The organism is Thalassotalea insulae (assembly GCF_030161395.1).
In the GTDB taxonomy this organism is placed as follows: domain Bacteria; phylum Pseudomonadota; class Gammaproteobacteria; order Enterobacterales; family Alteromonadaceae; genus Thalassotalea_E; species Thalassotalea_E insulae.
Map to the genome: position 1 here is coordinate 2,092,183 of NZ_BSST01000001.1, position 26,582 is coordinate 2,118,764.

Sequence of the window (26,582 nt, forward strand, 5' to 3'; positions counted from 1 at the left end):
GCCTTTTATATTTGTTAATTAAATTAATTTATAGAATATGCCAATTAGTGCAAGTGTATTGTTTCGCTCTGATAATTCGATAGATCTGAGAGAATAAAGTGCTCACCTGGCTTAATTGCTGAATTTATTTGGATATAACGTCCTGCAGTTTCACCAAAAGAAATTTTTGTGCGCTTTGCCATGGCTTGTGTGCTGTTTAGGCGATAGAGAGTATGCTGGCTATTTGTCATAACATTGATTGGTTTTTCAATGTAGCTGACGTTTTTTAGTACCTTGGTAATAATGTTAGCGTCGACACTTTGTTCAGGCCTGGCGTTGCTGGGTAATTGTTCGTTGAGCTTAATGTCTACTTTAACCATATTGTTTTCTACTATTGGGTCTATTCTGCTTACTTCGCCAGTAATGGTTGTTTGGCGGGTGTCTATAGTGACCTGCTGTGTTAGTTGTACTAGTGAAGCCTGGTTTTGTGGAATAACGATTTCAGCAATTAAACGTTTGGTACTGCCAATAACGGCGATTTCCTGTCCGGCTTGTAAACTCTGTCCAAGTTTGATTGCCATATGTTGTATCACACCTTCAAAATTTGCTTTGACTGTTAGTTGCTCAATTTGTTGCTCTATGCTGGTGAGCTTGCCTAATTGTTGCTCTATTCGTTGTTGCTGAATATTGAGCGCTTCGAGATGTACCAGACTGAGTTTTTGCAAGCGGTTAGCTAGTATTTTAACTCGGGCATCTAACTGATTTTCGTCTAATTGGCTTTGCTGAAAGGTAATTTGTGAAATTATACCCTGATCTACCAGTTGTTGCTGTGCTTGTCGTTTGAGTCGGGCTGATTGATAAGCCGATTTGACTTCGGTCAGCATCGCCTGTTCTGTTAATTTTTCTCGTTGCTGATTGACTTTAAGCTGGCGAAAATTCGCTTGGAGCTGAGCTAGCTCCTGTTGCTCATTAGTAAGCTGCTGAGTTAAATAAGGATTCTCAAGTACTGCAATAATACTTTTTTCACTTACTTGAGCGCCTGGTTTTAATAATACTTCACTCACAGTAGCCTGAGTGGCTGCGGTGATCAGTTTAAGTTTTTCTGAAACCAGCTTGCCATATCCTTCGACACTAATAGCTAAATCACCTTGTTTGACCTTAGCAATAAGTAAGGTGTTTTTTGCTAAACTGACATTATTGTTGTTTAGCACCATAGCACTCACTAATGCAGTGATAGCTATGGTTGCGCTAATATATAATTTAGTACGCGATTTTGATGATTTTTTTTTAATGATATCCATACAAGGCTGCTGATAACGCTCGTCTTCGCTGTCTAGTGTTTATATAAATGCGAATAATATGCCAAAGATTTAATCCATATTAATCAGTGCGTTAGGTGGTTACTGCTGTCAGTGGTACTAAGTTTAGTCCGGTATCGAACTGCTATTTCCGGTTTTAGCTTAGGTAAACATCCTTTATAATCCGTAGCCAGAATTCAATTTAGCTTGGAACTGTAGTGATGATTAAGCAATATCTGGTATGGGATCTACCAATTCGTATTTTTCATTGGGGGTTTGTCATACTGTTGCTGGCGCTTTGGTATACCTCAGAACAAGATCGTGGATTAATTGAAGTGCATATGAAGCTTGGTTATCTGGCGTTAGGTTTTGTGCTATTTCGTATCATCTGGGGGTTTGTTGGTACTACTCATGCCAGGTTCAAAAATTTTGTCCCCAATTTCTATCAGGTGATTATTTATATTCGAGGTAGTCTTAGTGACAAAACAACTCAATATGCCGGGCATAATCCTGCAGGTAGCCTGATGGTGCTGTTAATGTTATTGCTAGTATTGGTACAAGCTTCTACGGGCTTATTTATTAATGATGAAGTTTTTTCTTCTGGCCCTTATAGTGGTGTTTTAAGTAGTGAGCTCGAACGGTTATTAAAATTTATTCATAGTAATGGTTTTAACGCTATTTTGTTGATGTCATCTGTACATGTTTTTGCTGTGTTTTATTACTTACTGGTGAAGAAGCAAAACCTGATTAAACCTATGGTCAATGGGAAAAAAGCGGCACATGTTATCAGTGAAGATGCTGCAATCGAAAGCTCAAAAATTGTCAAAGCTGCCGTTGTTGCGATAGCGGTTGCCGCCTTTGTTTACTGGCTGGTAGTACTCAATGCACCAGTCATTGAAGAATATTACTATTAAGTGGTTTTTACCTGAATATGAAAATAACCAACTACTCTAGTGCTTATGCCAAAGCGATTGCAGAACTGTTTTATCAGGCAGTTCATGCGATAGATGCTTCGGTATACTCTGAACAGCAAAAGCAGGCATGGGCACCTGCTCCAATAGATTATCAAAAATGGCAGCAACGTTTAGCGATTAAACAGCCCTTGGTTGCCTTGATTGATAATCAGGTTGCCGGCTTTATTGAATTAGATCCTGATGGTCATATTGATTGTACCTACGTTTTACCTAAGTTTCAGGGGCGAGGAGTTGCTAGTACATTAATAAAGTATTTGCTCTCTAAAGCACAGAGCCTAGGGTTAACCGAGCTATATGTCGAAGCATCAATCATTGCAAAACCAGTATTTGAAAAACTTGGCTTTGTTGTCGAACAAGAAAATAGCGTGGTTAGAAATAATACCTTATTAACTAATTATTCGATGAGATTAATGCTCCCGGCGACAGCTAATGCTTGATAAATAAAGTTCGATAAGCTATTTAAAAATTGAAGAATATATTTCATAGACTGGTTTGGTAATTGTGATAAAGCTTTACAAAGAAGGAGCGAACATGGCTGTCCAAAATAAGCCTTTCAAGTACAGATTTATTGCTTTATTAGCACTATCAGCAACTATGGCGTCACAGGCAAGCGAAGAAACTAGCACGCCGGCGCAAGCAAACCTGAAAAAAGCGCTGTATTGTATGGATATCCTGGAAAACCGCCCTGATCTTGAACCATCTCAACGTATCAATATATTGCGAAATGAGTGCTTTGCGGCTGATTATATTCAACACTCTCCACATGTGAAGGATGGCAGAGAAGAAGTTTTAAAATTGTTTGAAAATCGGTTTAATAATCATCGGGAAATAACAACTTCGATCAAACGAACTGCTACTCAAGGGGATTTGGTTTGGATTCATCAGCACGTAAAGCGCACACCGAGCGATCTCGGTCGTGCAGTTGTGAACATCTTTCGCATGGAAGACGGAAAATTTGCTGAACACTGGAATGTTGTCCAATCGGTCCCTGATAAATCTAAAAATAATAATACGATGTTTTAACCAATTGTAACTCTCTCCCTACCAGGCTCGCACTTTGTTAAGAATATGAATTGGATGACTATTTATTATTTCTTTAATGCTCGATAGCATGTGATTAGTGCCGTGTGGTTTTTATCAGTGATATCGTTGGTCGTCAAAAATAATACCCTATCAATTACTGTTTGAGATTAATAATTTCGGCGATAGCTAATGCATGATAAAGCGAGTTAGCTAATTAATTGTTTAATTTCATACCGTATATTATTGTGTATAATCCCGGCTCTAAAGGTCGCCCATTTACATCAAACTTGGTTTTATTTATGAGCTCAACGCTTAAGTCTAGCCTTTCCCTTCTGTTAGTTATTTCATTATTTTTATTATTGCCAGATATGCTCTACCAATGGATAAACCCTCATTATATTGCGGGGCTCAATGGTAAAAGTTGCGTTATTTCATTGTTATTAGCACTTCTTATGGCGTTGAGCAGAGCCTATGTTCTGACATATATTGTGTTATTTTTTCTTTTTATCTGGCAAGTAACACAGCTCATGTATTTCCATTATTATGGTGGATTTTATAGTGGCTTTGATTTAGTTCTACTGATGTCTGAATCATCAGACGCAATAACGGGGTTTTGGGACGTTATTGAATTTTTGATAGTGCCCGCGAGCTTATCGTTTGCTTTTTTTATTATCGCAATACTGGTTTTAAATCAGTTACGAAATAAAAATTTTACTGTAAAAAGTATGCCTTATATTCTGTTAATCATTTGCTTTGCGCCTTTTTTGCAAGCCTTGACATCGGATTCATCTCAGAAATTTCAACCTAATATTGCTCAGTCATCGGTTAAAAATGGCTTTTATAGTTTTTCTTATTTTTTAGCGAGACAAGTAAAAGCAATAAGTGGAATAGAGCCCGAATTACAGCATTATGCTCCATATCAAATAACTAAAATATACAATGTAGATAGACCCAATATTATAGTAATAATGGGAGAGAGCCTCAGCTATTTAAATATGGGGATGTTTGGTTATCAAAGAAACACGACACCAGATATCGAAAAGTTACTGAAAGATCCAAATTTTATATTTAAGCCTTCAATAGCCAGTGCCGTTTCAACAAGGGTTTCATTATCATTATTTTTCAATACGATATATGAGCCTGATAACGTAAGTCAGATAAGTAAAATGAATACTTCTCTGTTTCGCTTAGCTAAAATTGCCGACTATCGCACATTTTATATTAGTACTCAAAAAAATGCAGGTGGATTAACGTATGCCCTTTCTCCTAGTGATATCGACATTTGGAAGGAAAATAAGCATTTATTAAATTATCAAAGCCAATATGATGATCGTCTAGTCGACGAGTTAAAAGGTATTGATTTAAAAAGCGAACAGCCTCAATTTATCACTTTGCACATGCGTAGTGCTCATACTCCTTATATTGAGAACTACCCTAAAAGTAAGGCAATTTATCCGGTCGAAGGTCAAGCATACCGTGATTATATGATGAATAGTTACGATAACTCGGTGCTTTTTACCCAAAAGGTAATAAAAGATATTATTGATTATGCTAAAAAGCAGTCAAAGCCAACGTATGTCTTCTTTACCTCAGATCATGGTGAATTAATGGGGGAAAGTGGACGATTTGGCCACAATATAGTTGATATAGATGCCGCAAAAGTACCGTTTTTCTTCTATGGTGCCAATGTAACCAGTGACACTATAAGTGCGATTAATAATGAGTTAGGTTGCTTAACTAATCACTATATGATCAGTAGACAAATTGCGAAGGTAATGGGTTTTACGATTAACAATCCAAACCAACAAGATGATATTTACTATCTAAATGGTACGGATGCATTTGGTTTAGCCGGATATAAGTCTTATTCATTAAAGTCGCTTAAAGAGCAAAATTGCTTAGCAGAAAATGATATTTTATAGCTGGTAATCTAGCTTACTTTAGCACAGGGTTGTAGATAAAAAGCAATTAAAAAGCCGTTAATGATTAACGGCTCTGAGATCGATCAAATACTTTGATTTTGTTTAGTCTGCTTTAAAATCATCATGGCATCCGCCACAGGTTTTGCCTATTCCACCGATAGCTTTTTTGATTTCACCTTCTTTACCTGTGCTAACCACTTTTATTAAGTTAGCCGAGGCACTGGTTAAGTCATCAGTACGTTTTTCGAAGGCTGCGCGTTTAGACCAAACCTCTTCTAATGCTTCAGTATCTACTTTAAACTTGGAAGTATCAGTTTTAGTGTAGTCGTTAATCATTAACGATAATTGATTAATACGTGTGGCATGCTTCTCTATGGCTGCTTTATCAATTGGCATTTTTCCTTTGGCCATAGCACCTAAAGGTGCCATATTACTTCCTAACAAACTGAATAAAGATTGACGTAATTCGGTCGCTCGATTGGCATGTTTTTCCGATTGAGCTTGTTGTGCATTTGCAGTTACCGCTACCATCAAGCAGCTACTAATAAGTGCGCTGCCGAGTAAAATTTTTTTCATTCTAGTTCCTTTTCTTGGGTTAAATTATTTTTATTAGCCATCTATAACAGGGCATTAGTCTAGCAGTTATTTCATGCTTTCTTAATTAAAAACTGGGTAAATTTATTGTAAATTTTGGTAATTACTGTATAAATATTATACAAGCTTATTTATTCATTTATTTTAAATAGTAAATAAAAACAAATAATTAAATATATTTATTCTCGCCAGTCCGAAATCGGACTATAAATTCCCATTTTCGAACCAGTGCACTTAGGCATTATTTATACGATTATTAATCGGCAAAATAATGATCACAGTCACACCTTTTTGTTTAGCATTATTATGAAGCTCAATGACTCCTTGGTGCTGCTCAATGATATTTTTACAAAAGCTTAACCCAATGCCTTGACCGTCAACTTTGGTCGAATAAAGTGGCACAAATAAATTATCTAGATTGGCAAATCCATGACCATCGTCGACGACTTCTATAATAAAATGTTGCTCATGCTCAGAGAATGAAAGTTGGACATTTGTTGCATTTGCTTCCTGAGCATTTTTGATCAAATTTATTAATACTTGTTCAATTAAGCTCAAGTCGGCCCAAATAGTATCAACAGATTGTTCAAGCTCAATTGTGAAGTCTTCAAATAGTTTAGTTATTGAATACACCAATTCATCGACGGAAATTTTTTGTCTTGTAATAGATAATTGTCTCGAAATTGTAGTATAACGGTCAACAAATTGTTGAAGATGAAAACAACGCTCAGAGATAACATCTAGTGCTCTTTTATCTTTTTCAATCAGGCACTTATCTGCTAAGCTTTCTGCCATTGATGAAACTGGGGTAAGTGAATTGCGAATCTCATGGCCGAGCACTCGAATGATCTGCTGCCAGGCTTCTAATTGATTGGCACGTAACGCTGATTCAATATCAATGAAAACTAATAGCTGATGTGATTCACCATTGTTAATAAACTCACTGTGTTTGATTTGCCATTTATGCTGGCTATCGTTTTGCCATTGCCACTGATGACCATCAAATTCAATTCCTAGCTGCTTAGTCTTGGCAAAGCGGAATACTTGCCATGGTTGCTTGTATAAATGGCTAAAGGCATTATTAGCGAAAGTTAGTTGTTGTTTTTGATTAAACACCATCACAGGGGTAGCTAGCTGACCAATCAATTGATAAACAAGAAATACATGTTGGTCGTAGCGAGATTTTTGCTGTTGTAGGTGATGACTGAGTTCATTGAGTTGCAGATGAAAGTCCTTAACCTTTCCTTGGTCAAAGCTAGTTTTTGCGAATTGATGATAGTCTTCTTGCTTGACAGCATCGAGATGAAGGCCAGCGCGAACAAAGGGGCGCATCACTTGATATTTAATGGTAAGCACTGACCAAATTATAAAAATTAACAGTGCAAATTCAGAAACAATAATCCACTGCCAGTGAAGATCAGCCTGATACTCTAGCAATGCAAGAAATACTGCACCCGGTAAGGATAAAATAAGTAATTTTATCGTCAGTAGTTGCTCTAAAGAGCGAGGTTTAAGCCAATTCATATTTTTCAATTCTACGATACATGGAAGATTTCGTTAGCCCAAGTAGCTTAGCCGCTTGAGGAATATGGTTGTCAGTTTGTAGTAATGCCTTTTTGATCAACTGAATTTCAGCATCGCGCAATGTCATAATCGGCAGTTGCTGTTTAGGCGCTGCCGCTTTTAGACGTAAATCTTCAACGTCTATTAGTGCATTGCTATTTAATAACACTGCCCGCTCAATTAAATGACTTAATTCACGAATATTACCGGGCCAGTGATACTCAAGTAATGCTTGTTGCGCACCTTGGGTCAGTTCACAATAATTACTATGGTATTTTTGCGAAAACTGGGTAATGAAAAATTTGGCTAACGGTATGATATCTAATGATCGTTCTTGCAGCGATGGTACCGTCAGCTCTATCGTGTTTAATCGGTAATATAAATCTTCCCGAAAGACATCGTTAGCAATTAGCTCGGAAAATTTTCCGTTTGTCGCGCTGATGACCCGGCAATTCGCACGTTGGGTTTTACTTGAGCCGAGAACTTCATATTCACCAGATTCTAAGACGCGTAGTAATTTAGCCTGTTGAGTCAATGGAATATTGGCTATTTCATCAAGAAATAAGCTGCCATTTTCCGCTAATTCAAAGCGTCCGATACGATTCGCTTTTGCGTCAGTAAATGCACCTTTAACATGACCGAACATTTCGCTTTCAAACAAGTTTTCTGGTATCGATCCCATATTGACTGAAATTAAAGGGTGATGTTGCCGGTTTGAATGTTGGTGAACAAAGCGTGCTAATTCACTTTTACCAGTGCCGTTGGCACCAGTGAGTAAAATATTTGCATCTGTTGCTGCGACTTTTTTGAGAGTATCGAGTAATTCCGCCATACAGGCAGATTGCCATTGATAATGTTGAATGGCTTGTTCTGTCAGTTGTTGTTTGAATTTAGCGTTTTCCTGTTGCAACGAAGTTAACGACAGTTGTTGACTGATAATGTGTATCAGTTGTTTGTTCTTCCATGGCTTTTCAATAAAATCCTTTGCACCTAATTTCATTGCTTGTACCACGAGGTCGGTATTGCTCCAGGCGGTCATTGCGATCACTGGGGTATTCAGTTTGGCTGACTGAAGCCAATTTAAAAACTGCAAACCTTCTTCGCCAGAAGTGGTATCCAAGCTGAAGTTCATATCAAGTAAGATAAGCGATATTGTGTGTTGCTTTAACTGTTGCTGGGCAGTTTGTGGGTTGTCAGCTTCGATTACTTGATAGCCATGATCTTCCAATAGTAAGACTAAGCTTAATCTTATATCTGAACGATCATCTATTACTAATATATTGGTCATATGATTGGTTGCCAAACGATATTGTTTCCGCGTTGTTCTTTGCTAAATACTAGCAAGTATCGGGCCTTAAGACGGTGAACTTACTGATTGTATCATCTCATTTTTCAGCCATTGACAAAACACTTCTATTCTCGCCTTTTTAGCGGAGTTTGCCGGATAGGCTAAATAACGTTGCCATGTTGCAGGATGCTTAATTTTAAAAGGAATAATTAGCTGTTTACTTTGAAGATAAGGTGCAGCCATAGTGGATGCTGCTAATGCAACGCCATGACCAGCGACTACCGCGCTTAATGCCATATCACTTGAGGTCACCTCGGTTTTTAAAGTGTGTTCACAAAATCCAGTAACACCAACATGTTTAAACCAAGATTGCCAGGTGGCGACATTTTCATTGGCAAGGCTAACCAGCCGGCATTTCAGTAGATCTTGTGGTTGTTTGATTTGGCAGCTTTCCATTAATTGTGGGGCGATCACTGGGTACGCATAATCAGAGCCGAAGTTTTCAACAACAAGTTGATCATTATCATTATCAAGCTGTGATACACTGAAGCGGATAGCTAAGTCGATATGTTTTTTTTCCAAATCTTCAATTTGATTGGAGCCTAGTATTTTAATATTAATCTCAGGGTGCAATAGAGAGAACTTGTGTAATCTTGGCATTAACCATAACGAGCAAAACGCCTGGGTTGAGGTTATCGTCAGATCGCCGGCAATGCCCTGACATTGAATACCATTAAGTCCTTGAATTATTTCGCTAAAGCCTATTCGACACGCGTGATAAAGCTTTTCACCACTTTGGGTTAACAGCATATTACGTCCTCGACGCGTAAAAAGTTTTATCTCCAACGCCTGTTCCAACTGGCGCATTTGTTGGCTAATGGCCGCTTGGGAAACATATAATTCTTCTGCCGCGTTACTATAACTCTGATGGCGAGCGGCGCATTCAAAACTATGTAACGCATTCAGGTATTTCAGCCTTTTATCCATAACATGACAGTAATATAAGTTTTACTTATGTTTAATGTTAATTCTTATCGTTGGCTAAAGCAAAAGATATTGCACAGAATATCATCAAATCGAATAGGAGATACAGTAATGAATACTTATCAAGAGTGCAGAAATTTAGCTAAAAACAACATATTAATTGATGACGGTAAAGTAGAGCAGTCGAAAATAAAATTGTTTAATGGCACGCTAGTGTCAAAGTGGTTAACATTAATAGGAAATAAGCTAGTGTTATGTCATTTAGTTAATTACAAGTAGGTTATAGATCTTTTCGTGTTCGAGATATAAGCAACAAAAGTCGGTGGATGGAGTGAAGTATTGCTAAGTTGTATCTTGCCACGCTAAGTCTGTAAATGATAAAAAGGAGAGTAACAACAATAAAAAATGAAAGGGCTTTCTACGTGCTCTTTTTTACAGGGAATGCTATGTCTACTTTAGATCGTCGTAAGTTTATTAAATCAGCGGTTGCAGTCACTGCGGCTGGCGTAGCTGCAGGCTGCAGTAATTTAGCTTCGTTAGAAAATCACACTCCTGACGCACAAGGAAAATCCGTCATGGGGCTAACTGCGCCTCAAATGGATACCGTACGGGTTGGCTTTATTGGGGTTGGTCAACGCGGCTCAGGGCATGTTAAACATTATTGTCATCTTGAAGGGGTAGAAATTAAGGCTATTTGCGATACTTATGAAGAGATGCTTGATCAATCTATTGATTACGTCGTTAAACAAGGAATGCAAAAGCCTACTCGTTATACTGGCAGCGACTTAGCATATAAAGATATGCTGTCTAGGCAAGATATTGATATTGTTATTATTTCTACTCCATGGCGCTGGCATACTCCGATGGCGATCGATACCATGGAAAGTGGTAAGCACGCTTTTGTCGAAGTACCGGTAGCCACCAGTATTGAAGAATGCTGGCAATTAGTTGATACCGCAGAGCGTACGCAAAAGCACTGTATGATGATGGAAAATGTCAACTACGGCAGAGATGAATTGATGGTGCTTAATATGGTGCGTCAAGGACTGTTTGGCGAATTGTTACATGGTGAAGCGGCTTATATTCATGAGCTACGCTGGCAAATGAAAGAGATTGAACATAGTACAGGATCTTGGCGGACTGAGTGGCATACTAAGCGTAATGGTAATTTGTATCCTACGCACGGTTTAGGGCCTATTGCGCAGTATATGAATATTAACCGTGGCGACAGATTTGACTATTTGACCTCGATGAGTTCTCCTGCCTTGGGGCGCGCGGCTTACGCGCGAAGAGAGTTTCCGGCAGATCATCAGCGCAATCAGATGAAATTTGTTACTGGAGATATCAACACTAGTACTATTAAAACGGTGAAAGGGCGAACTATTGTTGTGCAGCACGATACGACCAGCCCAAGGCCTTACAGTCGTCATAACCTTATTCAAGGAACCAATGGTACATTTGCCGGTTTTCCAAATCGTATTGCTATCGAGCAGGCACCCAGTAAGGTCAAGGCACTTTATGAAAAAGAGTATCAGCAAGCGTTAAAAGCCTGGCAAGAATCTGGGTCTCAGGGTAGAAAACCGTATCCGCCAAGTTACCATCGCTGGGATAATGATATGGAAAAATGGCGGGCGGAATATGACCATCCATTATGGAAACGCATGGGAGAAGAAGCGGTGCGTAACGGAGGGCATGGCGGCATGGATTTTGTCATGATGTGGCGAATTGTTTATTGTTTGCGCCACGGACAGCCACTAGATCAAGATGTTTATGATGCGGCTGCTTGGTCAGCTATTTCGCCCCTTAGTGCGGCATCAGTTGCAGACAGAAGCAACAGTAAAACCATTCCTGATTTTACCCGTGGAGCATGGAAAACGGGCAAACCACTCGGTATTGTTGCTTAGTGAATGGCAGGCAAGGGCAGAAACTATCTGCCTTTGCTTGTTTCAAATAAGTTAATGGTTACTCGGATTGATCAGCGCAGTTAAAACATGGTCTTGCCATTGACCATTAATTTTCAGATATTTTTGCGCGTACCCTTCTTTTTCGAATCCTAAATTTTGTAATAATCCTGCCGATCTATGATTGTCAGGTAGGTAGTTGGCCATAATTCGATTTAACTTAAGCTCGTTAAAAGCATAATCTATGGTCTGTTGACATAATTTTTTCATTAATCCTTTTCCTTGGTGTTTTTTTGCTATTCCATAGCCTAGGTTACCTGCCTGAAATGGCCCTTTAATAATATTGGTTAGTGAGCAAGTGGCAATAATATCGCGTTTATTTTCAGACAGGCCGATAAAATAAGCCGCTTGTTGTTGCTCTTGTTCCCGCTGCCATTGCTCTAATCTTAGTTGCCAGGCAGTAAGAGTATGATAATCGTCAGGTCTTAAAGGCTCCCAGCGAGTTAAATGATCATGATTTGCTTGATAAAAATCAGATAATGCCCGAGCGTCGTTGATAGTGACTAGTCTAATTTGCATCGATTAGTGGTGATTAAGTTTTACATTTGTGCATTATACGAGTTTTTACTGCTGGAGAAAGTGCTCTGCCCTGCCAGAGGTTAAAACGGTTAGCTAATGATTCAGTTGCAATAAATTCTAATTTTGCCTGCTCTATCAGTGCATTATGAGAAAATTGATAGGAAATCGAGGTGAATTCGCCCGGATATAACTCAACAAGCTGGAGGGTACTTGTGGGAGGAATTATAACGTTATCACCATGTTTAACCATTTGATGGTTTAGTGAAACCTGATAGATGTTTTCCTTATTAAACATGGTGGTAGCACTATTAATATTCGTAGCGATTGTCAGGTTTTGATCACTGGTATTTTTTAATACTAAGTCAACACCGTAGCGATAATTAAAGGGAAAGTTCTCATGTACTTGCGTTTTATCTTTGCAGGCTAATAACGCACTTTCGACTGTTATTTGTTGAGCTTTTGCGTTGTGAGCGGTTGTGGCAAAAATGAGTAAGAAAAAATTAAATAAGTACTTCATTGTTTTCTCTTTTTATCGTATTTGATAACTTATATTAACGTTACCACCAGAGAAAATCAGGGGCAATTTTATTTTGTATTCGTTTGGGAAAGGCACTATTAAATCAATAATTTTCAGGCCACATTATGTGGCCTGAAAGAAGAAGGATTTTACCACCAGGTACTGTACAGTGCGATTAAAATTAATACCACGCCAAACGCTGACAGATTAAAATTTTTCTCAGTATCAAAACTGATTTCTTTTAGCGATACGCTGGAATTTGAGTCACCTCCCTTATGCTGTAGTGATACTAAAATACATAAAGCTAAACACAGTAAAAATACCAGACCTACACGATCCATAAAGGGTAATTCTGGCCAAACGATTTTGAGTGCTAATGAAAAAACAGCGGAACCTAACGCGGCTGATAAGGCACCTGCGGAACTGGTTTTTGACCAGAACATCCCCATCACAAAAATAACCACTATCCCTGGAGTGAAAAAGCCGGTAAATTCCTGAATATATTGAAATGCCTGATCGAATTTACCTAATAATGGCTCAGCGACAACTAGCGCGATTGCCAGTGATACTAATGCTGCGATACGGCCAATGTGAACATAATGACGTTGTGTTTTTCCCGGCTTTAGCTTGCTGTAAATATCCATAGTGAAAATAGTGGAAATACTGTTGGTCATTGAGGCTAGTGAGGAAACTATTGCCGCCACTAAGGCAGCAAACACTAGGCCTTTAATACCGACTGGCATTAATGCCATCATCGAAGGGTAAGCCTGATCGGCTGCGCTTAATTGTGGATATAATATCACTGCAGCAATGCCGGGCAATACGACTATTACTGGCATAAGCAATTTCAGATAGGCAGCAAAGGCGATGCCTTTTTGTGCTTCTTTAATGTTTTTGGCGGCCAGCGCCCGCTGAATAATATATTGGTTAAAACCCCAGTAACTAAAGTTCATGATCCACATACCGCCGATTAGCACTGATATACCAGGTAAACTAATATAATGTTCATTTTCAGGTGATAAGATCATGTCAAAGTGCCCCGGCAGTTCTTGAGTGAGCACGCTAAAACCAGCGACAACACCTTGACCATCGGCAACGGCATCTAAGGCTAAATAGCTTAAGAATAATCCGCCAAAGACTAATAGTACCACTTGCAAAATATCGGTATAAGCAACGGCTTTGAGGCCACCATAAAGGGAGTAGGCAACCGAAAATACCGCGAGAAATACCATGCCAAACATCCAGTCAACGCCGGCGACGGTCTCTATCGCTAAGCCGCCTAGCCATAATACGGCAGTTAAATTAACGAAAATGTAAACAGCGAGCCAAAACAGCGCTAAAGTAGTTTTCACCCGACTATCAAAACGTTGTTCCAAATACTGCGGCATGGTGAAAATTTCATTTTTTAGAAAGATCGGCAACATGTATTTACCGACTAAGATCAGAGTGATGGCAGCCATCCATTCATAAGAAGCGATTGCCAAGCCGATAGCATAACCTGAACCTGACATGCCGATGATTTGTTCTGCTGAGATATTCGAAGCAATTAACGAAGCGCCAATCGCCCACCAGGGCAGGGCTTTACTGGCGAGGAAGTAATCTTCGGTATTTTTACCTTCTTGTTTATCTTCTTTTGAAATCCACAGGGCTAAAATCAATAAGCCGATGACATAAGCGATAAAAACACCGCTATCGAGCATTTCCAGTTTCATTGGTTATTCTCCATTGTTGTTATCATTAGGGAGTGTATTGTTAAACGCACCATCGCTCGCTTCACATAAGTAAATTGTTGCATTAAGACCAGTGCTTTTTTGGTAATTATCGTTAATCAGCTGAGTTATTTCCTCAACCTTGCTCTTTGGCGTTAACGCTATTACACAGCCGCCAAATCCGCCACCTGTCATACGCACGCCACCTTGGGTACCCAGTGCTTTTGCTATCAGTTCAACCAGAAAGTCGATTTCTGCTGTGGTAATAGCAAAATCTTGTTTTAATGATAGATGTGAATCTGCCATTAGGTAACTTAGGGCCTTAATATCGTGCTGCTCTAAGGCCTTCATTGCCGCTTCAGTGCGGGTATTTTCGGTGATCACATGTTTAGCCCGCTGAATTAATATTGGGTCAAGCTTATTTTCGGCCTGTTTTAGCATATTTAAACTGACACTACGTAAGCTTGGTTGATTAAAATAACGGGCAACCTGTTCGCATTGAGATCTACGCAAGTTATATTCGCTATCCACTAAACCGCGTTTAACGTTGGAGTTAATGATCAGCAATGCCATGTCCTTTGGAATAGTGGCGTACTGCATACTCATATCACGGCAATCGAGTAGCATCGCTTGATTCTCTTTACCTAATGCTGAAATCAGTTGATCCATAATGCCGCAGTTACAGCCGACAAAGTCATTTTCTGCTTTTTGCCCGATGAGTGCTGCCTGAACACCGGTCAAGGGGAGGTTATTCAGCTGAGCAAACGCTTTTAATATCGCTATCTCAAAGCTGGCGGATGAACTTAAGCCTGCTCCTTGCGGTACCGAGCCTGTTACGGCGATATCTGCACCTGAAATATTCGGGAATTGCGCCATCAGTGCTTGCAAGGTGCCACTGACGTAATTGAGCCACATATTCTTGTGATTAAACTGAATATGGTTAAGTTCAAATTCCATTAGCGGTTGCTGATAGTCCAGCGCCAGCACTCTAATTTTATTATCATTGCGCTGTCGCGCTGCAATATAAGTAGCGAAATTGATTGCTGCTGGCAAAACAAAACCGTCGTTGTAATCTGTATGGTCACCAATCAAGTTTACTCGCCCCGGAGCATGAGTAATGATGTCCGGTTGTTGCGCAAAGCAATCGATAAATTTGTGTTTTACATAATATGCTAAGTCCATTATTGCTGTTCCTTATAATGAATTTCAGCTGTAGCTCTTAATTTTTGTGCCGCTTGTTCTGCGGTTAAGTCCCGTTGTGACTCTGCCATCATTTCATAACCGACCATAAATTTCTTCACTGTTGCTGATCGCAATAATGGCGGGAGAAAACTCGCGTGTAACGTCCATTCTGGGTGCTCCTTGTTATCGTAAGGAGCCCCGTGCCAGCCCATTGAATAGGGAAACGAACTGTTAAATAAATTGTCATAGCGAATAGTAATTTGACGGAGAATATCTGCTAAACTGGTGCGTTGAGCTGAGCTTAGTTCTGTTATTCGCTGAATAGAAAAACGCGGCAGCAATAACGTTTCAAATGGCCAGGCAGCCCAGTATGGCACTACCACTAACCAGTCTTGATTTTTTACCACTACACGTTGTTGCTGAGTTAACTCTCGTTCGACGTAGTCTTGCAGTAAGTTGCTGCCATATGCTTGTAAATAGGCTTGTTGAGCTTGTTGTTTTTTACTTACTAATGTTGGTAATTGTTGCTGTGCCCAAATTTGTCCATGAGGGTGAGGGTTGGAACAACCCATTATCGAGCCCTTATTTTCAAATACTTGTACCCATAGATATTTCTTACCAAGCTCCTGGCTTTGCTGTTGCCAGGTGGAAATCACTTCGGTGATCTCATTAATGCTGAGTTCAGGTAGAGTTTTACTGTGATCCGGAGAAAAACATATCACCCGGCTTTCACCTTGCTCAGTAGTCATTTTAAACAAGGGATCATCATTGTGACTAAGTGGGGTATCAGTTTTTAACGCGGCAAAGTCGTTACGAAAGACATAAGTTTTTTGATACTGCGGATTTACTTCGCCGTTAATGCGGGTATTACCTGCACATAAATAACATTCGGCATCATAGCTTGCATTTTGCTGCTCGTTTAACGGTTCAACTTGCCCTTGCCACGGACGTTTTGCTCGGTGAGGTGAGACTAAAACCCACTCGTCTGTTAAAGGATTAAAACGTCGATGTGGGTGCTCACTGGGATCAAAAGTCATGTTAAATCTATCGTTATATCGTAAAAATTTAATTTAGGGTAAACGTTTACATTTTTTATTGCAAATGGAAATTTATATAAATTAGTGGTCAAGTAAGGTAAAGTTATTAGCTGTATATTTTCCTTTTTTAACTTCAAGTAAACGTTTTCATATGAGTACGATAAAAGATGTTGCAAAAATTGCCGAGGTATCCATTGCCACAGTATCGCGGGTGGTTAATAACGGGCCGAAAGTAGGAGAGAAAACTCGCAATAAAGTGCTAAAAGTAATGGCTGATATTGGATATAAACCTAATGCTAATGCTCGTGCACTGGTCACTCAGAAAAATACGACTATTGGTGTGGTGATCCCAGATTTAACCGATCCATTTTTTGCTTCATTAGCTAATGGCGTCGAAAAAATTGCCCGGCAAAACAATATGCAATTATTACTTAGTACTGGCCAGGTTAGTGCCGATTCAGAGCGTCGGGCGATCAATCTGCTACTAGAGCGACAATGTGATGCTTTTGTCGTTCATAGTAAAAAACTAGCTGACGAAGAATTAATCTCACTAGCACAACAGGCACCTGGCCTAATATTAATTGATCGTTTTATTGAAGCGATTCAGCACCGCTGTGTATGGTTAGATAATTTTGAAGGTGGCGGTATTGCAGCGCGTCATTTACTGTCGTTGCAGCATACACAATTGGCCTGCGTAACCAGCCATTATTCCATTGATGATCCGTCATTACGTTTGCAGGGGTTTAGTGCCGAGTTGGCGCGACAAGATAAACAAATGGTTCCTGAATTAATTGTTGATGCTGAACCTAATCAGCAGGGGGGCGAATTAGCGACACAAAAGTTGCTTTCTAAACACATACCGTTTAGTGCGGTGTTTGTTTACAATGACGCGATGGCAATTGGTGTGATCTCTGCACTGGAGGACAACGGCTTTCGTGTACCACAAGATGTTTCAGTAATCGGTTTTGATGATGTCTTATTATCGCGTTACTCTCGTCCTAAATTAACAACTTTACATTATCCTATCGAAGAAATGGCAGAAAAAGCAGCGCAACTGGCGTTAGCGAATTGCGAGCAAGTGTCTATTCATCAATCTTCTGAAACTTTTAAATATTTACCACGTTTAGTGAAGCGAGAATCGACCTCTGCTTTATCCTTATAACAATCTATCTAGGTGGTTGCGCGGTTATTCAATCCGGTATTTGGTGATGACTTTATTGATTACGCCTTGGCTTTGTAGCTCGGCGTAACGCTTATCCCAAAATGAAGCGATTGCTTGCATAGCATCTTGCTTTTCAGCTATCGGGGTCAATGCGATATAAATTGGCGCGACGGAAACACAGCCTGCATTCTTAAATTTTGCCGTCAGATTGAGCTGTGCCAAGGTGTAGTTAGTGGTATTAAGGGTAAAAATAAAACTGTCGATTCTATTTTTTAATACCTTGCCGGCATTTTGCTTAACATAACGTTCATGATAGGGCTGAAATTGAAAATGTTGAGGATGTTCTTTTATATACTGATTTAGTTCTTCAATCGATGTATCAGCAGCAACACCAACATACTGATCATCTAATGAATTGGGTCCTCGGTAGTGCCAGCTTGATTGCGCCTTAGTAAAAAAGCACATTTTTTGGTGTCCGACCGCTTGCTCAGGGTAAGTTAAATCAGGCGCTTCTTTTTTAGCTGGCGATAATAACGCGTCATAACTGCCTTCAGTGACATACTTAATAGCTCGTGACCAGGGATAATAATCAATGGTGATTTGATAAGGACTGTTTTTAAACACCTGATTGACAATTTCGATGACATAACCGGGTCGCTGTTTATCTAGACAAATTTGCGGGCACCAGTCGATAGCGGCAATTTTTATCGTCTGACTGTGACCTGTACACTGAAAACATATTAATGTACTAAATAACAAGTATCGAATGGGATGACAAACAGTCAGTGAGTGTATATGCCAGACTTTATGGATCAAAAATCGTAACAACATCGAGAGTCGCTATTAAATTATTATTTTTATTTTTATTTAGTAAACCATAGCTTTTGTTTAATTACCAATCAATTAGCTTGACGTTTATTTATGCAACTATAAAGCCACGCCCCATAAGATACGAATTTCTTGTCGCAATGCCTTGATCACAGGTTCAGTTGCGCGTTGTTTGAGAACAATGAAATGTAGAGGGGTTGAAAAATCTAAGGTTGGAATGATTTGGATTTGCTGTTTATCTGCCGCCTCAATGGCTTCTTCATATTCTAAGAAACTGAGTCCAACACCGTTTTTAACCAGTTCCAAACGTGTGCTGTTATCACTGGTGGTGAGCGCTGAAGGAACATCATCGCCTAGTTTTTCTTTAAGGAAAATATCAAACGGACAATAATCGCCCATAGTGATCCACGGTTGTTGGTTCAGTGCTGATTGACTCTGTAATTTGTTTGCATCATAACGCAATGGGGCAATGGTGGTAATTTGCTGCTGTTTAACGTTAATTCCTAAGCAATCTTCAGGGACATCGCCGGAAATATAGCCTCCATCGAGTTGCTGTTCTCTAATCTCGACCAAGGTTTTCCCTGTGGCCTGTTGATGAATGTCGACACTGATGCCGGGGCAGTTTTCTTTTAAGTTATTGATTAGTTGTGGCAACTTAATTCGCTCTACTGGCAAATTAATCGCCAAGCGAAAATGGCCTATGATGTCGTGCTGGTTGTTGGCGGCGGTATTAACTAAATCTTGAGCGCTGGTTAATGTAGCTTGTGCTTTTTCTAGCAGTAGTCGGCCTTTGTCAGTTAATGCCATGCCTTTGCTTGAGCGCACAAATAATGCGGTAGACAATTCTTGTTCTAAGGCTTTGATGTGAGCGCTGATCGCTGGCGGTGTACTATATAAACGTTTTGCTGCCTGGGTTAGATTTCCCGTTTGGGCGACGGCAACAAATGAGCGTAAATGATAAAATTCCAAGCGGCACTTCCTTCAATCATAGTATCGACAAAGCTAATTTACTTTGCTTAGGTCGCAATGACTATTCAGTTAATCTGAATCGCGAGTTCAGCAAAAGTGAATTTTACCCGCTGAGCTAACGGTTTATCTTAGCACTATTGATTTTTCACATCACACTTTTGTTAAGAGGAATATACTATGTCAACTACAGCTATCGTTAGTAATGCTTTTGCCACTCAGGTGGCGGCAAGTGATCATGCACATGCATTTTTTACCGATAAACTGGCCTGTGAAACCGATTGTTCCGATGTTTATGCCGACATTAAGGCAGGCAATAAAGATTATTTGTTATTAGATGTGCGCTCATCTGAGGCATATGAAAAAAGCCATGCGATTACTGCACTTAGTATGCCGCACAAAGAAATTAATCAACAGTCTTTTGCTCAGTATGACAAGGATACCCTGTTCATCGTTTACTGTTGGGGTCCAGGTTGTAATGGTGCTACCAAGGCGGCGGCGAAAATTTCGGCATTAGGTTTTGCGGTTAAGGAGATGATCGGCGGTATCCACTACTGGGAAGATTTTGAACGTTATCCTGTTAATCGCCGGGTCAATGAAGCACAGCAATAATCTGTGATTATTATGAGCTTTCAGATTCGTCTGGCCAGTTAAGCGTTAAATACAAAAAAACAGGAACAAGAGAATATGCCGTATTTATGGTTATTATTATTGTTTGCTAGCGCAGTTTCTGATGCCAGTGAAACACCTGCGGTAATTAGCTTGGGTAAGCCTTGGAAACGCGAGATATATCAGTTTGCGGATAAATTATTGCAACATAGTGCCTGGGGTATTGCTCATTATCAGCGTAATTATTTGTTAACCCAAAAAATAGCAGAGCAGGAAAATATTCCGTTCGATAGCGAGGTGGTGTTTGCCGCCGCATTTTTGCATGATCTAGGGGTTTTTCCACCTTATCAAATTGATGATGCTGAGCATTCGCAAACTGCGGTGGATAATATCGAGAGTATTTTGTTATCGGTTGGCTTTCCGATGGAAAAAATTCCGGCCGTTAACGCGCTAATTCTCGGGCATATGTTTTATAGCGAACCGGGAAAGGATAAGCTGGCGCAGGCGTTTCATGATGCAGATACCTTAGACTTTTTAGGCACTATTGGCATTACCCGAATATTATCGATGACTACCAGACACAGGTGGGCGGAGGGTTTAACAGGTGCACTTAACACGATTGAAAGGTTTCATACTCAACTACCGGCAAAGTTAAAACTGACGGCTTCAAAAAAGTTGGCTCAGCAGAGAGTAAATAGAGCCGAGCGATTTATTCAAAACCTGAAAGCTGAAACCCGTAATGGCAGTGCGTTGTAATCGTTAAATCAATGGGGCCAGATCAGATTAAAAACTGATCTGGCTTTTTAAATCGACATCAACAGATCTGACCCTATTGAATTATGTTTCATTGGTTTTATAGGCGTTATCTGATTTACTCTTTGGGCGCATAATACTTAAACGTATTTATTTCGTTAATTGATTAATCACTTGTTGATACAAAGCGGTGTGCGCGTTATCACAGGCTTGGTAACCATTACAGTTAATTAACATGGCAACTGAAGTATCTGTTTCTGAGATGTAAAAATTGTAAGTCGCATAACCTAGTTCACTTCCACCGTGGTGTAATACCTGCTTGCCGTTAATGGTTTCTTTGAATAAGCCATGGCTGTACTGCAAGGAACCAATACCGGTATCAACAAAGCTTTCATCAGCAACCAATAAGTCATGAGTTGTTGCACTCATTTGCGCGCCATCAACAATCAATTTCAGTAAATCGGCCATATCTTTTGCGGTGCTGACAACTGGGGCATCAGCTACGCCGATGTTTTGGTAATATGGGCGGGTGTTTATCGTCTCAGCATCATCTTTAAAATAGCCGGAGGTGATTGGCGCATGATCTTTTTCCAGACCGCCATAACTCATACTGTTCAGGGAAAAGGGTTCGAAAATTTGGCTGCGCATTGCGTTAAAATGATGGTCGCCGAGTACTTGATCCATAACCAGACCGGTTAAGATATATCCGGTATTCGAGTATGACCAGTCCTGCCCCGGTGCGAATTTCGCGTCCTGATCAAAAGCAAATTGGATCGCGAAAATATCTGTTTTAATACTGTCGGGATCTAACCGTACCGCCTGATAAAAGGCGCCGTCTGAATCATTAAGATAATCAAATAACCCCGCAGTATGTTGCAACATCTGTCTTATGGTGATTTCTGAGCCATTGGCAATCCTGTTAGTAATGGCAGGAGCAAGGTAGTCGGTAATGTTAGCGTCCAAATTCAGTAATTGCTGCTCTGCCAGCATGCCAGCTAACAGGGCGGTCAGTTTTTTACCGGCACTGCCATTGGGAATTCTTGCATCAATTTGCATCGGAGTCTGCTGATTAAGATCGGCTAGTCCTGCTGCGCCGTGAAAGTGTAATTCAGGAGAGTCGATATAAAGTACTACACCTGGGATTTCACCGGTGACTGCGTTATCGATCAAGGCTTGATAATCAAACATTTCAATAGTGTTTGGCTTGGCTTCTGCGGTTGTAGATTTACTACTTGAGCCACCGCAAGCGGATAATGTCAATGCGATAGCGCAGCTAATGGCGGATGTCATAGTGCGGAAAAGTGGCTGAGTTAATTTCATTTTGATGTCCTGATTAAATAAAGATGCGGATAATGTAGCGAACAAAAATGAGGGAAGCTGTATCCTTGTTTAGCTCTTTGTATCAAGTTGTATCAAGGTTAAAAAATAAGAAATAGAGTGTATTGGCAAGTAAATAATTTCAGTTAGGATCTGAAGCTATGTTGGAAAGGAAGTGGCCACCTCTAAGTAGAAGTGGCCGCAAGCTGCGGTTACTGTTTGGTGTCGTTAACCAGCAAATAGCGCTGGTGACGAGAGGTTGTTCCTAGCATGGTTTGCCAGCAAGCGCCAAATATAACGATAAATAGCATTGCGGCCAACGAGTAGTAAATATTGTTATTCGCTTCATTGGTTTTAGCGGTTTGTTTTTCCAGCTTTTGTCCTTCCACTTTTTGCTGTTGAGTTTGCTTGTTTTGCTCAGGCGTTGCCTGTGGTTGAGTGAGCTGCTCGGCATTTCGTAGCTTTTGTGCCATCGCAGTTTTTGCCATATCTCTGATAGTTTGTGCTGTGTTTAATGGCGCTAAACCAAAGCCGGTGGCGAGTTCATTAACATGTTGTTTGAGCGCATCATTGAGTACCACTAACTCGTTTTGCTGCACTATGTCGATGTATTTTTCTACCAGCTGTTTTAAGCGCTGGGGATCTGCTTGCCAGTAATCTTTACGCTCGGCTTCAAGCATACGTTCCATCATCCGCGCCAGTGCTGCCGGATTAATTTCCTTAAACCATTTATCCAGCTCGAGATTAAGTTTGTCGTTAACATAAACATCCATATATTGATCCCACTGGTCATTACGCACTAAGTCTGGTGACACTACTTGCCAGCCGAAAAAGTTATCCATGCGCGAAGCCAGAGATACCGCGCCAGAATAACCTTCTTTTTGCATTTCCTTGATCCATCTTGGATGGAACATTCGGGTGCGTAATTCTTTTGCCAGAAACAGGCTGGCGTCTTCGGCTTTGGCATTATTGGCATCGCGCAGGTTTGACACTACCATGTCCGGACTTTTGCCATCGATATTGCGTACTGCCAGATTGAGCGCGCCAAAGTATTCAAATGGATCGTCGGAACTTAACATGCCAAACAGGTTAGATGAACGGGCAAACATCGCGATATCTGTACCTGATAGCTGTTTGGCGTAGAGCTGAATATCTTGCCCCTGGTTGTTAGTGACTTTTTGTCCCCAACGTTTATTATCCGCCCCGTAAAAGTAACCCATTTTACTCAGGTAGTTATCGGCAATTTTCTTGTCGGTTTCCCAGGTATCACTGGCCCAGGTGGCATCATCTACACCAGAACCATAATCACCTGACTTATTTGAGAAAATTCGAATAGTCGATAAATATTGTGCATCTTCTTTGCTCAGGCCGTCGGCGATCAGCTCGGCTTTTATTTTTTTACTGTTTAGCCAAATCGAGTTGTTGTCTTCTGTTAGCTCGGCGACCTGATTGATTGCTTTCGCCAGTAGTTGCATCACATTCGGGAAAGCATCGCGATATAAACCTGTCGCAGATAACACCACATCAACCCGTGGCCTTTTGAGCTCACTGTATGGAATAACCTCAGTACCAATTACCCGGCCGTCGGCACTCCATTTTGGTTTTACTCCGATAGCGGCCATTACCTGCGCTTCAAGCACACCGTAATGGCGCATGGTTTCGATTGACCACAGGGAAAATGCCATTTTGTCCGGGTATTGTTGATGCTGTTGATAATAGTTGGCTATCATCTGCTCGGTCAGTTCTTTGCCTTGCTGATACGCGGCTTGGGTTGGCACCCGGCTTGGATCAAAACCGTATAAATTAAAACCGGTTGCTAATGATTCAGGATGACGAATAGGATCTCCGCCGGTTTTTACCGGGATGTACTTGCCAGATAACGCATCCGACATCGCATTGAGCTCATTAATGCCCAACATGCTTTGATAAAGCGTTTTGCCGCGTTTGATATCTGCTTGTAGTTCATCAGATAGCTCGGTTATAGCGATATCTGTTGCCTGAGCATTGCTGTTAACAATAAATTGTTTAACGGTTTGGTAACCGGCGAGTTGTTTTACGTCCTGCTCGGTATCTTTGGCTGTTTGATGGTAGTTATGGCTATGCTCACCGGTGGTTGTTTCCTGATGTTGTTGATAGCCAAAGTGCTGATGTTCAAAGTACTTATGCTCAAAGTCACTGGCGCGTTGTGAAAAATCTTGCCCTAACATTTGTATTAAGCTTGAAATCAGCAAATCCTGCTCTGCTAGCTGACCAAAAGTATGCAGGCCTAATGGCTGATTGGCGGTCGCCAGATCTTCCAGATGAAGATGCAGCGCTTCAATAAACTGGTCAAAATTTCGATCGATTTGTGGTTGTTGCCAGTCGATATCTCTGCAGACATTAGTGTCAAAACATAATGCGGTGAGTTGCTTGGCGGTTTTTTGTTTAACGCCCCCTTGATCCAGCTGTTTATATTGGTGCATTAATTCATGCAGGTTACGAATTTCTCCTTGCAAACCGGCGGCGGCAAATGGCGGCGTCATATGCGAGATCACCGTTGCCCGGCCACGGCGCTTGGTTTGCATCGCTTCACCAACATCATCAACAATAAACGGATAGATCACCGGTGTATCCCACACCGCGAGATTCCCCTGATCGTAAATCGACAGGCCTCGCTCTTTACCGTTTAAGTATTCCTGTGAGCCATGGGTGCCTAAATGAATAATGGCATCGGATTGCCAGTATTCACGGGCGTAAAAGTAAGCCGCCAGATAGAAATGGTTGATCGGCACTATACCCTGATGATAAATCATGTTTTCATCATTTTTATTATCTGAACGTGGTGGCTGGCGCATGATCAGCATATTGCCGTTGCGAATACGCGGCAGAATAAAGTAATGTTTGCCGTTTTTTTCAACCGCCATAAAGTTATCTTGCGGTTGCCCCCAGTGATCATTAATCTTCTCGGTGAGCTGACGAGGTAAACTGTTGAACCAGGCTAAATAGGTATCGATAGGCATTAGTTCGGCCAGGTCTTGTGCTAATAGCTCGGTCAGCTGATAGTCGCGATAAAACGGGTCGAGAATCTGCTTAATATTATCGGTAATGTATTTGGCATCGCGCTCTGAGGTTTGGTAACCCTGCTGCGCCAATCGCTCACTGATGGCTTCGATACTGTCAGGAATATTCATGAAAGAGGCGCCAACGTCTTTATCACCCCAAACAAAAACCGTTAGCTTTTTATCTTGATTGGCTTTGTATTTTAACTTAACGACATTAAGCGCTTTATTGACTAAATGTTGCAACTGGTAATCGATAATTTCTACTTGCTGGCTTTTCATGTCCATGGCGGCTACTACCATAGGATCGACTACGCCAGCAGTTTCCGGCAGTACCAGAGTAAAGGCGGTCATTCCAGGTGATACACCTTGCATATCCTGCTCCCAGGCAACTTGATCGCCAGAGTAGTAAGTCATCGCCTGTATCACCGGAACGCCGAACTGTTCGAATTCTACTTTGCGCTTATTGGCCCAGTGAATATTGCGAAAATTAATAATTAAATCGACGGCGGTTTGCTGGCCGGTAACTTTGCCATTTTCAAAGGTGGGGGTTTGCAATAATTGGCTATAGTCGCCACTGGCTGGACTTAGTTCAAAGTAGAAGGGCACAACATAGGCGCCTTTCGCTTCCAGTTGGGCAATGGTGCTGTCGATTAGCTGGGTTTGTTCGGTTTCTATTAATGCTCGTTGCAGTAATAGCGCTATTTTCGGTTGCTGCGGCTTAGGTGCTTTAATTTGCTGGTAGCTGGCTAAATCGTTAACTATTACTTGTGATAATTCCGGGTGATAAATGCCCTGCTTCGGGAAAATAATAGGGGCGGGGACTTTATCTGTATTGCGATTACTTATGGCCGATGAAATAAAGCTCAGCATATTATTAAGGTTAGTGCGGCCTGCGTTTTGCCAGTAACTTTGTATTTGCTCGCTTATTTCGCTATTTAATCTTTTATTAAGAGCATCATGTGAGAGCGCGTTTATTGCGATTACCGGTGAAGTTACCTTAGTTAGCATAGCGCTGTAACTGCCATAGTTTTTTTGTGCTTCGTGCGCTGAAACGGCATCTAAGATCACTAAGTCATAGCGGTTAAATAATTGAGCAAAGGTGTGGCTGTCTTTTATTGACTCAGACAGTGAGCGTGCCGACTGTTGTTCAATTTGCCATAAGTTCTTATGCTGTTTGGCCATTTTCTGCAACAAACGTACTTTTGCTTTATTGCTATGGGCGGTGCTAACAAACAGCAACTTGTTGGCAAATTCAGTGTCAGCTTTGGCTGAATTTTCGCTGGCGGCACCAGCAAAACTAAACAATATCGCCAGTATTAGGACTAGGGTAATTAACGGGTTTCTCATCGGGTTTTT

At 40.7% G+C, this 26,582-nt stretch carries 23 protein-coding genes; 9 read left to right on the top strand and 14 right to left on the bottom strand.

Translation table 11 applies throughout. From position 1 onward, the window contains the following. Positions 1-44 precede the first annotated feature (44 nt). Positions 45-1,280: an HlyD family secretion protein gene (locus QQK06_RS09560; protein WP_284244435.1), complete on the bottom strand. Its 1,236-nt coding sequence runs from the start codon at positions 1,278-1,280 to the stop codon at positions 45-47. A 218-nt stretch (positions 1,281-1,498) separates the two neighbouring features. On the opposite strand from QQK06_RS09560, the gene QQK06_RS09565 reads away from it, so the two are divergent. From QQK06_RS09565 to QQK06_RS09580, 4 genes are all read left to right on the top strand, one after another. Further along, entirely contained in the window at positions 1,499-2,191 is a 693-nt protein-coding gene (locus tag QQK06_RS09565) for a cytochrome b/b6 domain-containing protein (RefSeq protein WP_284246599.1), read from the top strand. 17 nt (positions 2,192-2,208) lie between these two features. Next, positions 2,209-2,688 carry a GNAT family N-acetyltransferase gene (locus QQK06_RS09570; RefSeq protein ID WP_284244436.1) on the top strand — a complete coding sequence of 160 codons (480 nt, stop codon included), beginning with the start codon at positions 2,209-2,211 and terminating at the stop codon, positions 2,686-2,688. Between the two features lie 94 nt (positions 2,689-2,782). Then, entirely contained in the window at positions 2,783-3,274 is a 492-nt protein-coding gene (locus QQK06_RS09575; RefSeq protein WP_284244437.1) for a nuclear transport factor 2 family protein, read from the top strand. Between the two features lie 299 nt (positions 3,275-3,573). Then, the gene (locus QQK06_RS09580; RefSeq protein ID WP_284244438.1) at positions 3,574-5,196 is read left to right on the top strand and encodes a phosphoethanolamine transferase; all 1,623 of its coding nucleotides are present in this window, start codon (positions 3,574-3,576) and stop codon (positions 5,194-5,196) included. Between the two features lie 102 nt (positions 5,197-5,298). On the opposite strand, the gene QQK06_RS09585 is transcribed toward QQK06_RS09580, so the two are convergent. The 4 genes from QQK06_RS09585 to QQK06_RS09600 form a co-directional block, all read right to left on the bottom strand. Then, the gene (locus tag QQK06_RS09585; RefSeq protein WP_284244439.1) at positions 5,299-5,772 is read right to left on the bottom strand and encodes a c-type cytochrome; all 474 of its coding nucleotides are present in this window, start codon (positions 5,770-5,772) and stop codon (positions 5,299-5,301) included. 252 nt (positions 5,773-6,024) lie between these two features. Beyond that, positions 6,025-7,314, bottom strand: a complete 1,290-nt coding sequence (locus QQK06_RS09590) for a sensor histidine kinase (RefSeq protein WP_284244440.1) — start codon at positions 7,312-7,314, stop codon at positions 6,025-6,027. Beyond that, positions 7,301-8,641, bottom strand: a complete 1,341-nt coding sequence (locus QQK06_RS09595; protein WP_284244441.1) for a sigma-54-dependent transcriptional regulator — start codon at positions 8,639-8,641, stop codon at positions 7,301-7,303. Before QQK06_RS09595 ends, QQK06_RS09590 begins: the two co-directional genes overlap by 14 nt. Positions 8,642-8,707: 66 nt before the next feature. Next, positions 8,708-9,628 carry a LysR substrate-binding domain-containing protein gene (locus QQK06_RS09600; protein WP_284244442.1) on the bottom strand — a complete coding sequence of 307 codons (921 nt, stop codon included), beginning with the start codon at positions 9,626-9,628 and terminating at the stop codon, positions 8,708-8,710. 108 nt (positions 9,629-9,736) lie between these two features. On the opposite strand from QQK06_RS09600, the gene QQK06_RS09605 reads away from it, so the two are divergent. Both QQK06_RS09605 and QQK06_RS09610 read left to right on the top strand, forming a co-directional pair. Then, positions 9,737-9,904 (top strand): hypothetical protein, encoded by a 168-nt coding sequence (locus QQK06_RS09605; RefSeq protein WP_284244443.1) that lies wholly within the window; start codon positions 9,737-9,739, stop codon positions 9,902-9,904. Positions 9,905-10,071: 167 nt separating this feature from the next. After that, the gene (locus QQK06_RS09610; protein WP_284244444.1) at positions 10,072-11,529 is read left to right on the top strand and encodes a Gfo/Idh/MocA family protein; all 1,458 of its coding nucleotides are present in this window, start codon (positions 10,072-10,074) and stop codon (positions 11,527-11,529) included. Positions 11,530-11,580: 51 nt separating this feature from the next. Here QQK06_RS09610 and QQK06_RS09615 read toward each other — a convergent pair whose 3' ends face one another. The 5 genes from QQK06_RS09615 to QQK06_RS09635 all read right to left on the bottom strand — a co-directional run bounded on the left by QQK06_RS09615 (position 11,581) and on the right by QQK06_RS09635 (position 16,550). After that, complete coding sequence (locus tag QQK06_RS09615) at positions 11,581-12,105, bottom strand: GNAT family N-acetyltransferase (protein WP_284244445.1); 525 nt, start codon at positions 12,103-12,105, stop codon at positions 11,581-11,583. A 13-nt stretch (positions 12,106-12,118) separates the two neighbouring features. Then, positions 12,119-12,622 (bottom strand): hypothetical protein, encoded by a 504-nt coding sequence (locus QQK06_RS09620; protein ID WP_284244446.1) that lies wholly within the window; start codon positions 12,620-12,622, stop codon positions 12,119-12,121. Positions 12,623-12,771: 149 nt separating this feature from the next. Further along, entirely contained in the window at positions 12,772-14,334 is a 1,563-nt protein-coding gene (locus tag QQK06_RS09625) for a sodium/sugar symporter (protein WP_284244447.1), read from the bottom strand. A 3-nt stretch (positions 14,335-14,337) separates the two neighbouring features. Beyond that, the gene (galK, locus tag QQK06_RS09630; RefSeq protein WP_284244448.1) at positions 14,338-15,513 is read right to left on the bottom strand and encodes a galactokinase; all 1,176 of its coding nucleotides are present in this window, start codon (positions 15,511-15,513) and stop codon (positions 14,338-14,340) included. Further along, the gene (locus QQK06_RS09635; RefSeq protein ID WP_284244449.1) at positions 15,513-16,550 is read right to left on the bottom strand and encodes a UDP-glucose--hexose-1-phosphate uridylyltransferase; all 1,038 of its coding nucleotides are present in this window, start codon (positions 16,548-16,550) and stop codon (positions 15,513-15,515) included. Before QQK06_RS09635 ends, galK begins: the two co-directional genes overlap by 1 nt. A gap of 151 nt (positions 16,551-16,701) precedes the next feature. On the opposite strand from QQK06_RS09635, the gene QQK06_RS09640 reads away from it, so the two are divergent. Continuing rightward, complete coding sequence (locus QQK06_RS09640; RefSeq protein WP_284244450.1) at positions 16,702-17,712, top strand: LacI family DNA-binding transcriptional regulator; 1,011 nt, start codon at positions 16,702-16,704, stop codon at positions 17,710-17,712. A gap of 24 nt (positions 17,713-17,736) precedes the next feature. Here QQK06_RS09640 and QQK06_RS09645 read toward each other — a convergent pair whose 3' ends face one another. Together QQK06_RS09645 and QQK06_RS09650 are read right to left on the bottom strand one after the other, a co-directional pair. Continuing rightward, on the bottom strand, positions 17,737-18,543 hold the full coding sequence (locus QQK06_RS09645) for a substrate-binding periplasmic protein (RefSeq protein WP_284244451.1): 807 nt from the start codon (positions 18,541-18,543) through the stop codon (positions 17,737-17,739). A gap of 96 nt (positions 18,544-18,639) precedes the next feature. Continuing rightward, positions 18,640-19,509 (bottom strand): LysR family transcriptional regulator, encoded by an 870-nt coding sequence (locus tag QQK06_RS09650; RefSeq protein WP_284244452.1) that lies wholly within the window; start codon positions 19,507-19,509, stop codon positions 18,640-18,642. Positions 19,510-19,686: 177 nt separating this feature from the next. Between QQK06_RS09650 and QQK06_RS09655 the strand changes: the two genes are divergently transcribed. Continuing rightward, positions 19,687-20,118, top strand: a complete 432-nt coding sequence (locus QQK06_RS09655; protein ID WP_284244453.1) for a rhodanese-like domain-containing protein — start codon at positions 19,687-19,689, stop codon at positions 20,116-20,118. A gap of 75 nt (positions 20,119-20,193) precedes the next feature. Beyond that, the gene (locus tag QQK06_RS09660) at positions 20,194-20,871 is read left to right on the top strand and encodes an HD domain-containing protein (protein ID WP_284244454.1); all 678 of its coding nucleotides are present in this window, start codon (positions 20,194-20,196) and stop codon (positions 20,869-20,871) included. A gap of 147 nt (positions 20,872-21,018) precedes the next feature. Here the strand turns inward: QQK06_RS09660 and QQK06_RS09665 are convergent, their stop codons facing one another. Further along, complete coding sequence (locus QQK06_RS09665) at positions 21,019-22,188, bottom strand: serine hydrolase domain-containing protein (RefSeq protein WP_284244455.1); 1,170 nt, start codon at positions 22,186-22,188, stop codon at positions 21,019-21,021. 209 nt (positions 22,189-22,397) lie between these two features. Further along, positions 22,398-26,573, bottom strand: coding sequence for a cobaltochelatase subunit CobN (locus QQK06_RS09670; RefSeq protein WP_284244456.1), 4,176 nt, complete (start codon positions 26,571-26,573; stop codon positions 22,398-22,400). Positions 26,574-26,582: the final 9 nt, after the last annotated feature.

Coding starts and splice junctions, on each gene's coding strand:
- QQK06_RS09585 (WP_284244439.1), bottom strand. CDS start 5,772: ATGAAAAAAATTTTACTCGGCAGCGCACTTATTAGTAGCTGCTTGATG.
- QQK06_RS09645 (WP_284244451.1), bottom strand. CDS start 18,543: ATGTTGTTACGATTTTTGATCCATAAAGTCTGGCATATACACTCACTG.
- QQK06_RS09620 (WP_284244446.1), bottom strand. CDS start 12,622: ATGAAGTACTTATTTAATTTTTTCTTACTCATTTTTGCCACAACCGCT.
- QQK06_RS09640 (WP_284244450.1), top strand. CDS start 16,702: ATGAGTACGATAAAAGATGTTGCAAAAATTGCCGAGGTATCCATTGCC.
- galK (WP_284244448.1), bottom strand. CDS start 15,513: ATGGACTTAGCATATTATGTAAAACACAAATTTATCGATTGCTTTGCG.
- QQK06_RS09625 (WP_284244447.1), bottom strand. CDS start 14,334: ATGAAACTGGAAATGCTCGATAGCGGTGTTTTTATCGCTTATGTCATC.
- QQK06_RS09655 (WP_284244453.1), top strand. CDS start 19,687: ATGTCAACTACAGCTATCGTTAGTAATGCTTTTGCCACTCAGGTGGCG.
- QQK06_RS09575 (WP_284244437.1), top strand. CDS start 2,783: ATGGCTGTCCAAAATAAGCCTTTCAAGTACAGATTTATTGCTTTATTA.
- QQK06_RS09590 (WP_284244440.1), bottom strand. CDS start 7,314: ATGAATTGGCTTAAACCTCGCTCTTTAGAGCAACTACTGACGATAAAA.
- QQK06_RS09660 (WP_284244454.1), top strand. CDS start 20,194: ATGCCGTATTTATGGTTATTATTATTGTTTGCTAGCGCAGTTTCTGAT.
- QQK06_RS09580 (WP_284244438.1), top strand. CDS start 3,574: ATGAGCTCAACGCTTAAGTCTAGCCTTTCCCTTCTGTTAGTTATTTCA.
- QQK06_RS09605 (WP_284244443.1), top strand. CDS start 9,737: ATGAATACTTATCAAGAGTGCAGAAATTTAGCTAAAAACAACATATTA.
- QQK06_RS09610 (WP_284244444.1), top strand. CDS start 10,072: ATGTCTACTTTAGATCGTCGTAAGTTTATTAAATCAGCGGTTGCAGTC.
- QQK06_RS09670 (WP_284244456.1), bottom strand. CDS start 26,573: ATGAGAAACCCGTTAATTACCCTAGTCCTAATACTGGCGATATTGTTT.
- QQK06_RS09560 (WP_284244435.1), bottom strand. CDS start 1,280: ATGGATATCATTAAAAAAAAATCATCAAAATCGCGTACTAAATTATAT.
- QQK06_RS09570 (WP_284244436.1), top strand. CDS start 2,209: ATGAAAATAACCAACTACTCTAGTGCTTATGCCAAAGCGATTGCAGAA.
- QQK06_RS09600 (WP_284244442.1), bottom strand. CDS start 9,628: ATGGATAAAAGGCTGAAATACCTGAATGCGTTACATAGTTTTGAATGC.
- QQK06_RS09595 (WP_284244441.1), bottom strand. CDS start 8,641: ATGACCAATATATTAGTAATAGATGATCGTTCAGATATAAGATTAAGC.
- QQK06_RS09665 (WP_284244455.1), bottom strand. CDS start 22,188: ATGAAATTAACTCAGCCACTTTTCCGCACTATGACATCCGCCATTAGC.
- QQK06_RS09635 (WP_284244449.1), bottom strand. CDS start 16,550: ATGACTTTTGATCCCAGTGAGCACCCACATCGACGTTTTAATCCTTTA.
- QQK06_RS09615 (WP_284244445.1), bottom strand. CDS start 12,105: ATGCAAATTAGACTAGTCACTATCAACGACGCTCGGGCATTATCTGAT.
- QQK06_RS09565 (WP_284246599.1), top strand. CDS start 1,499: ATGATTAAGCAATATCTGGTATGGGATCTACCAATTCGTATTTTTCAT.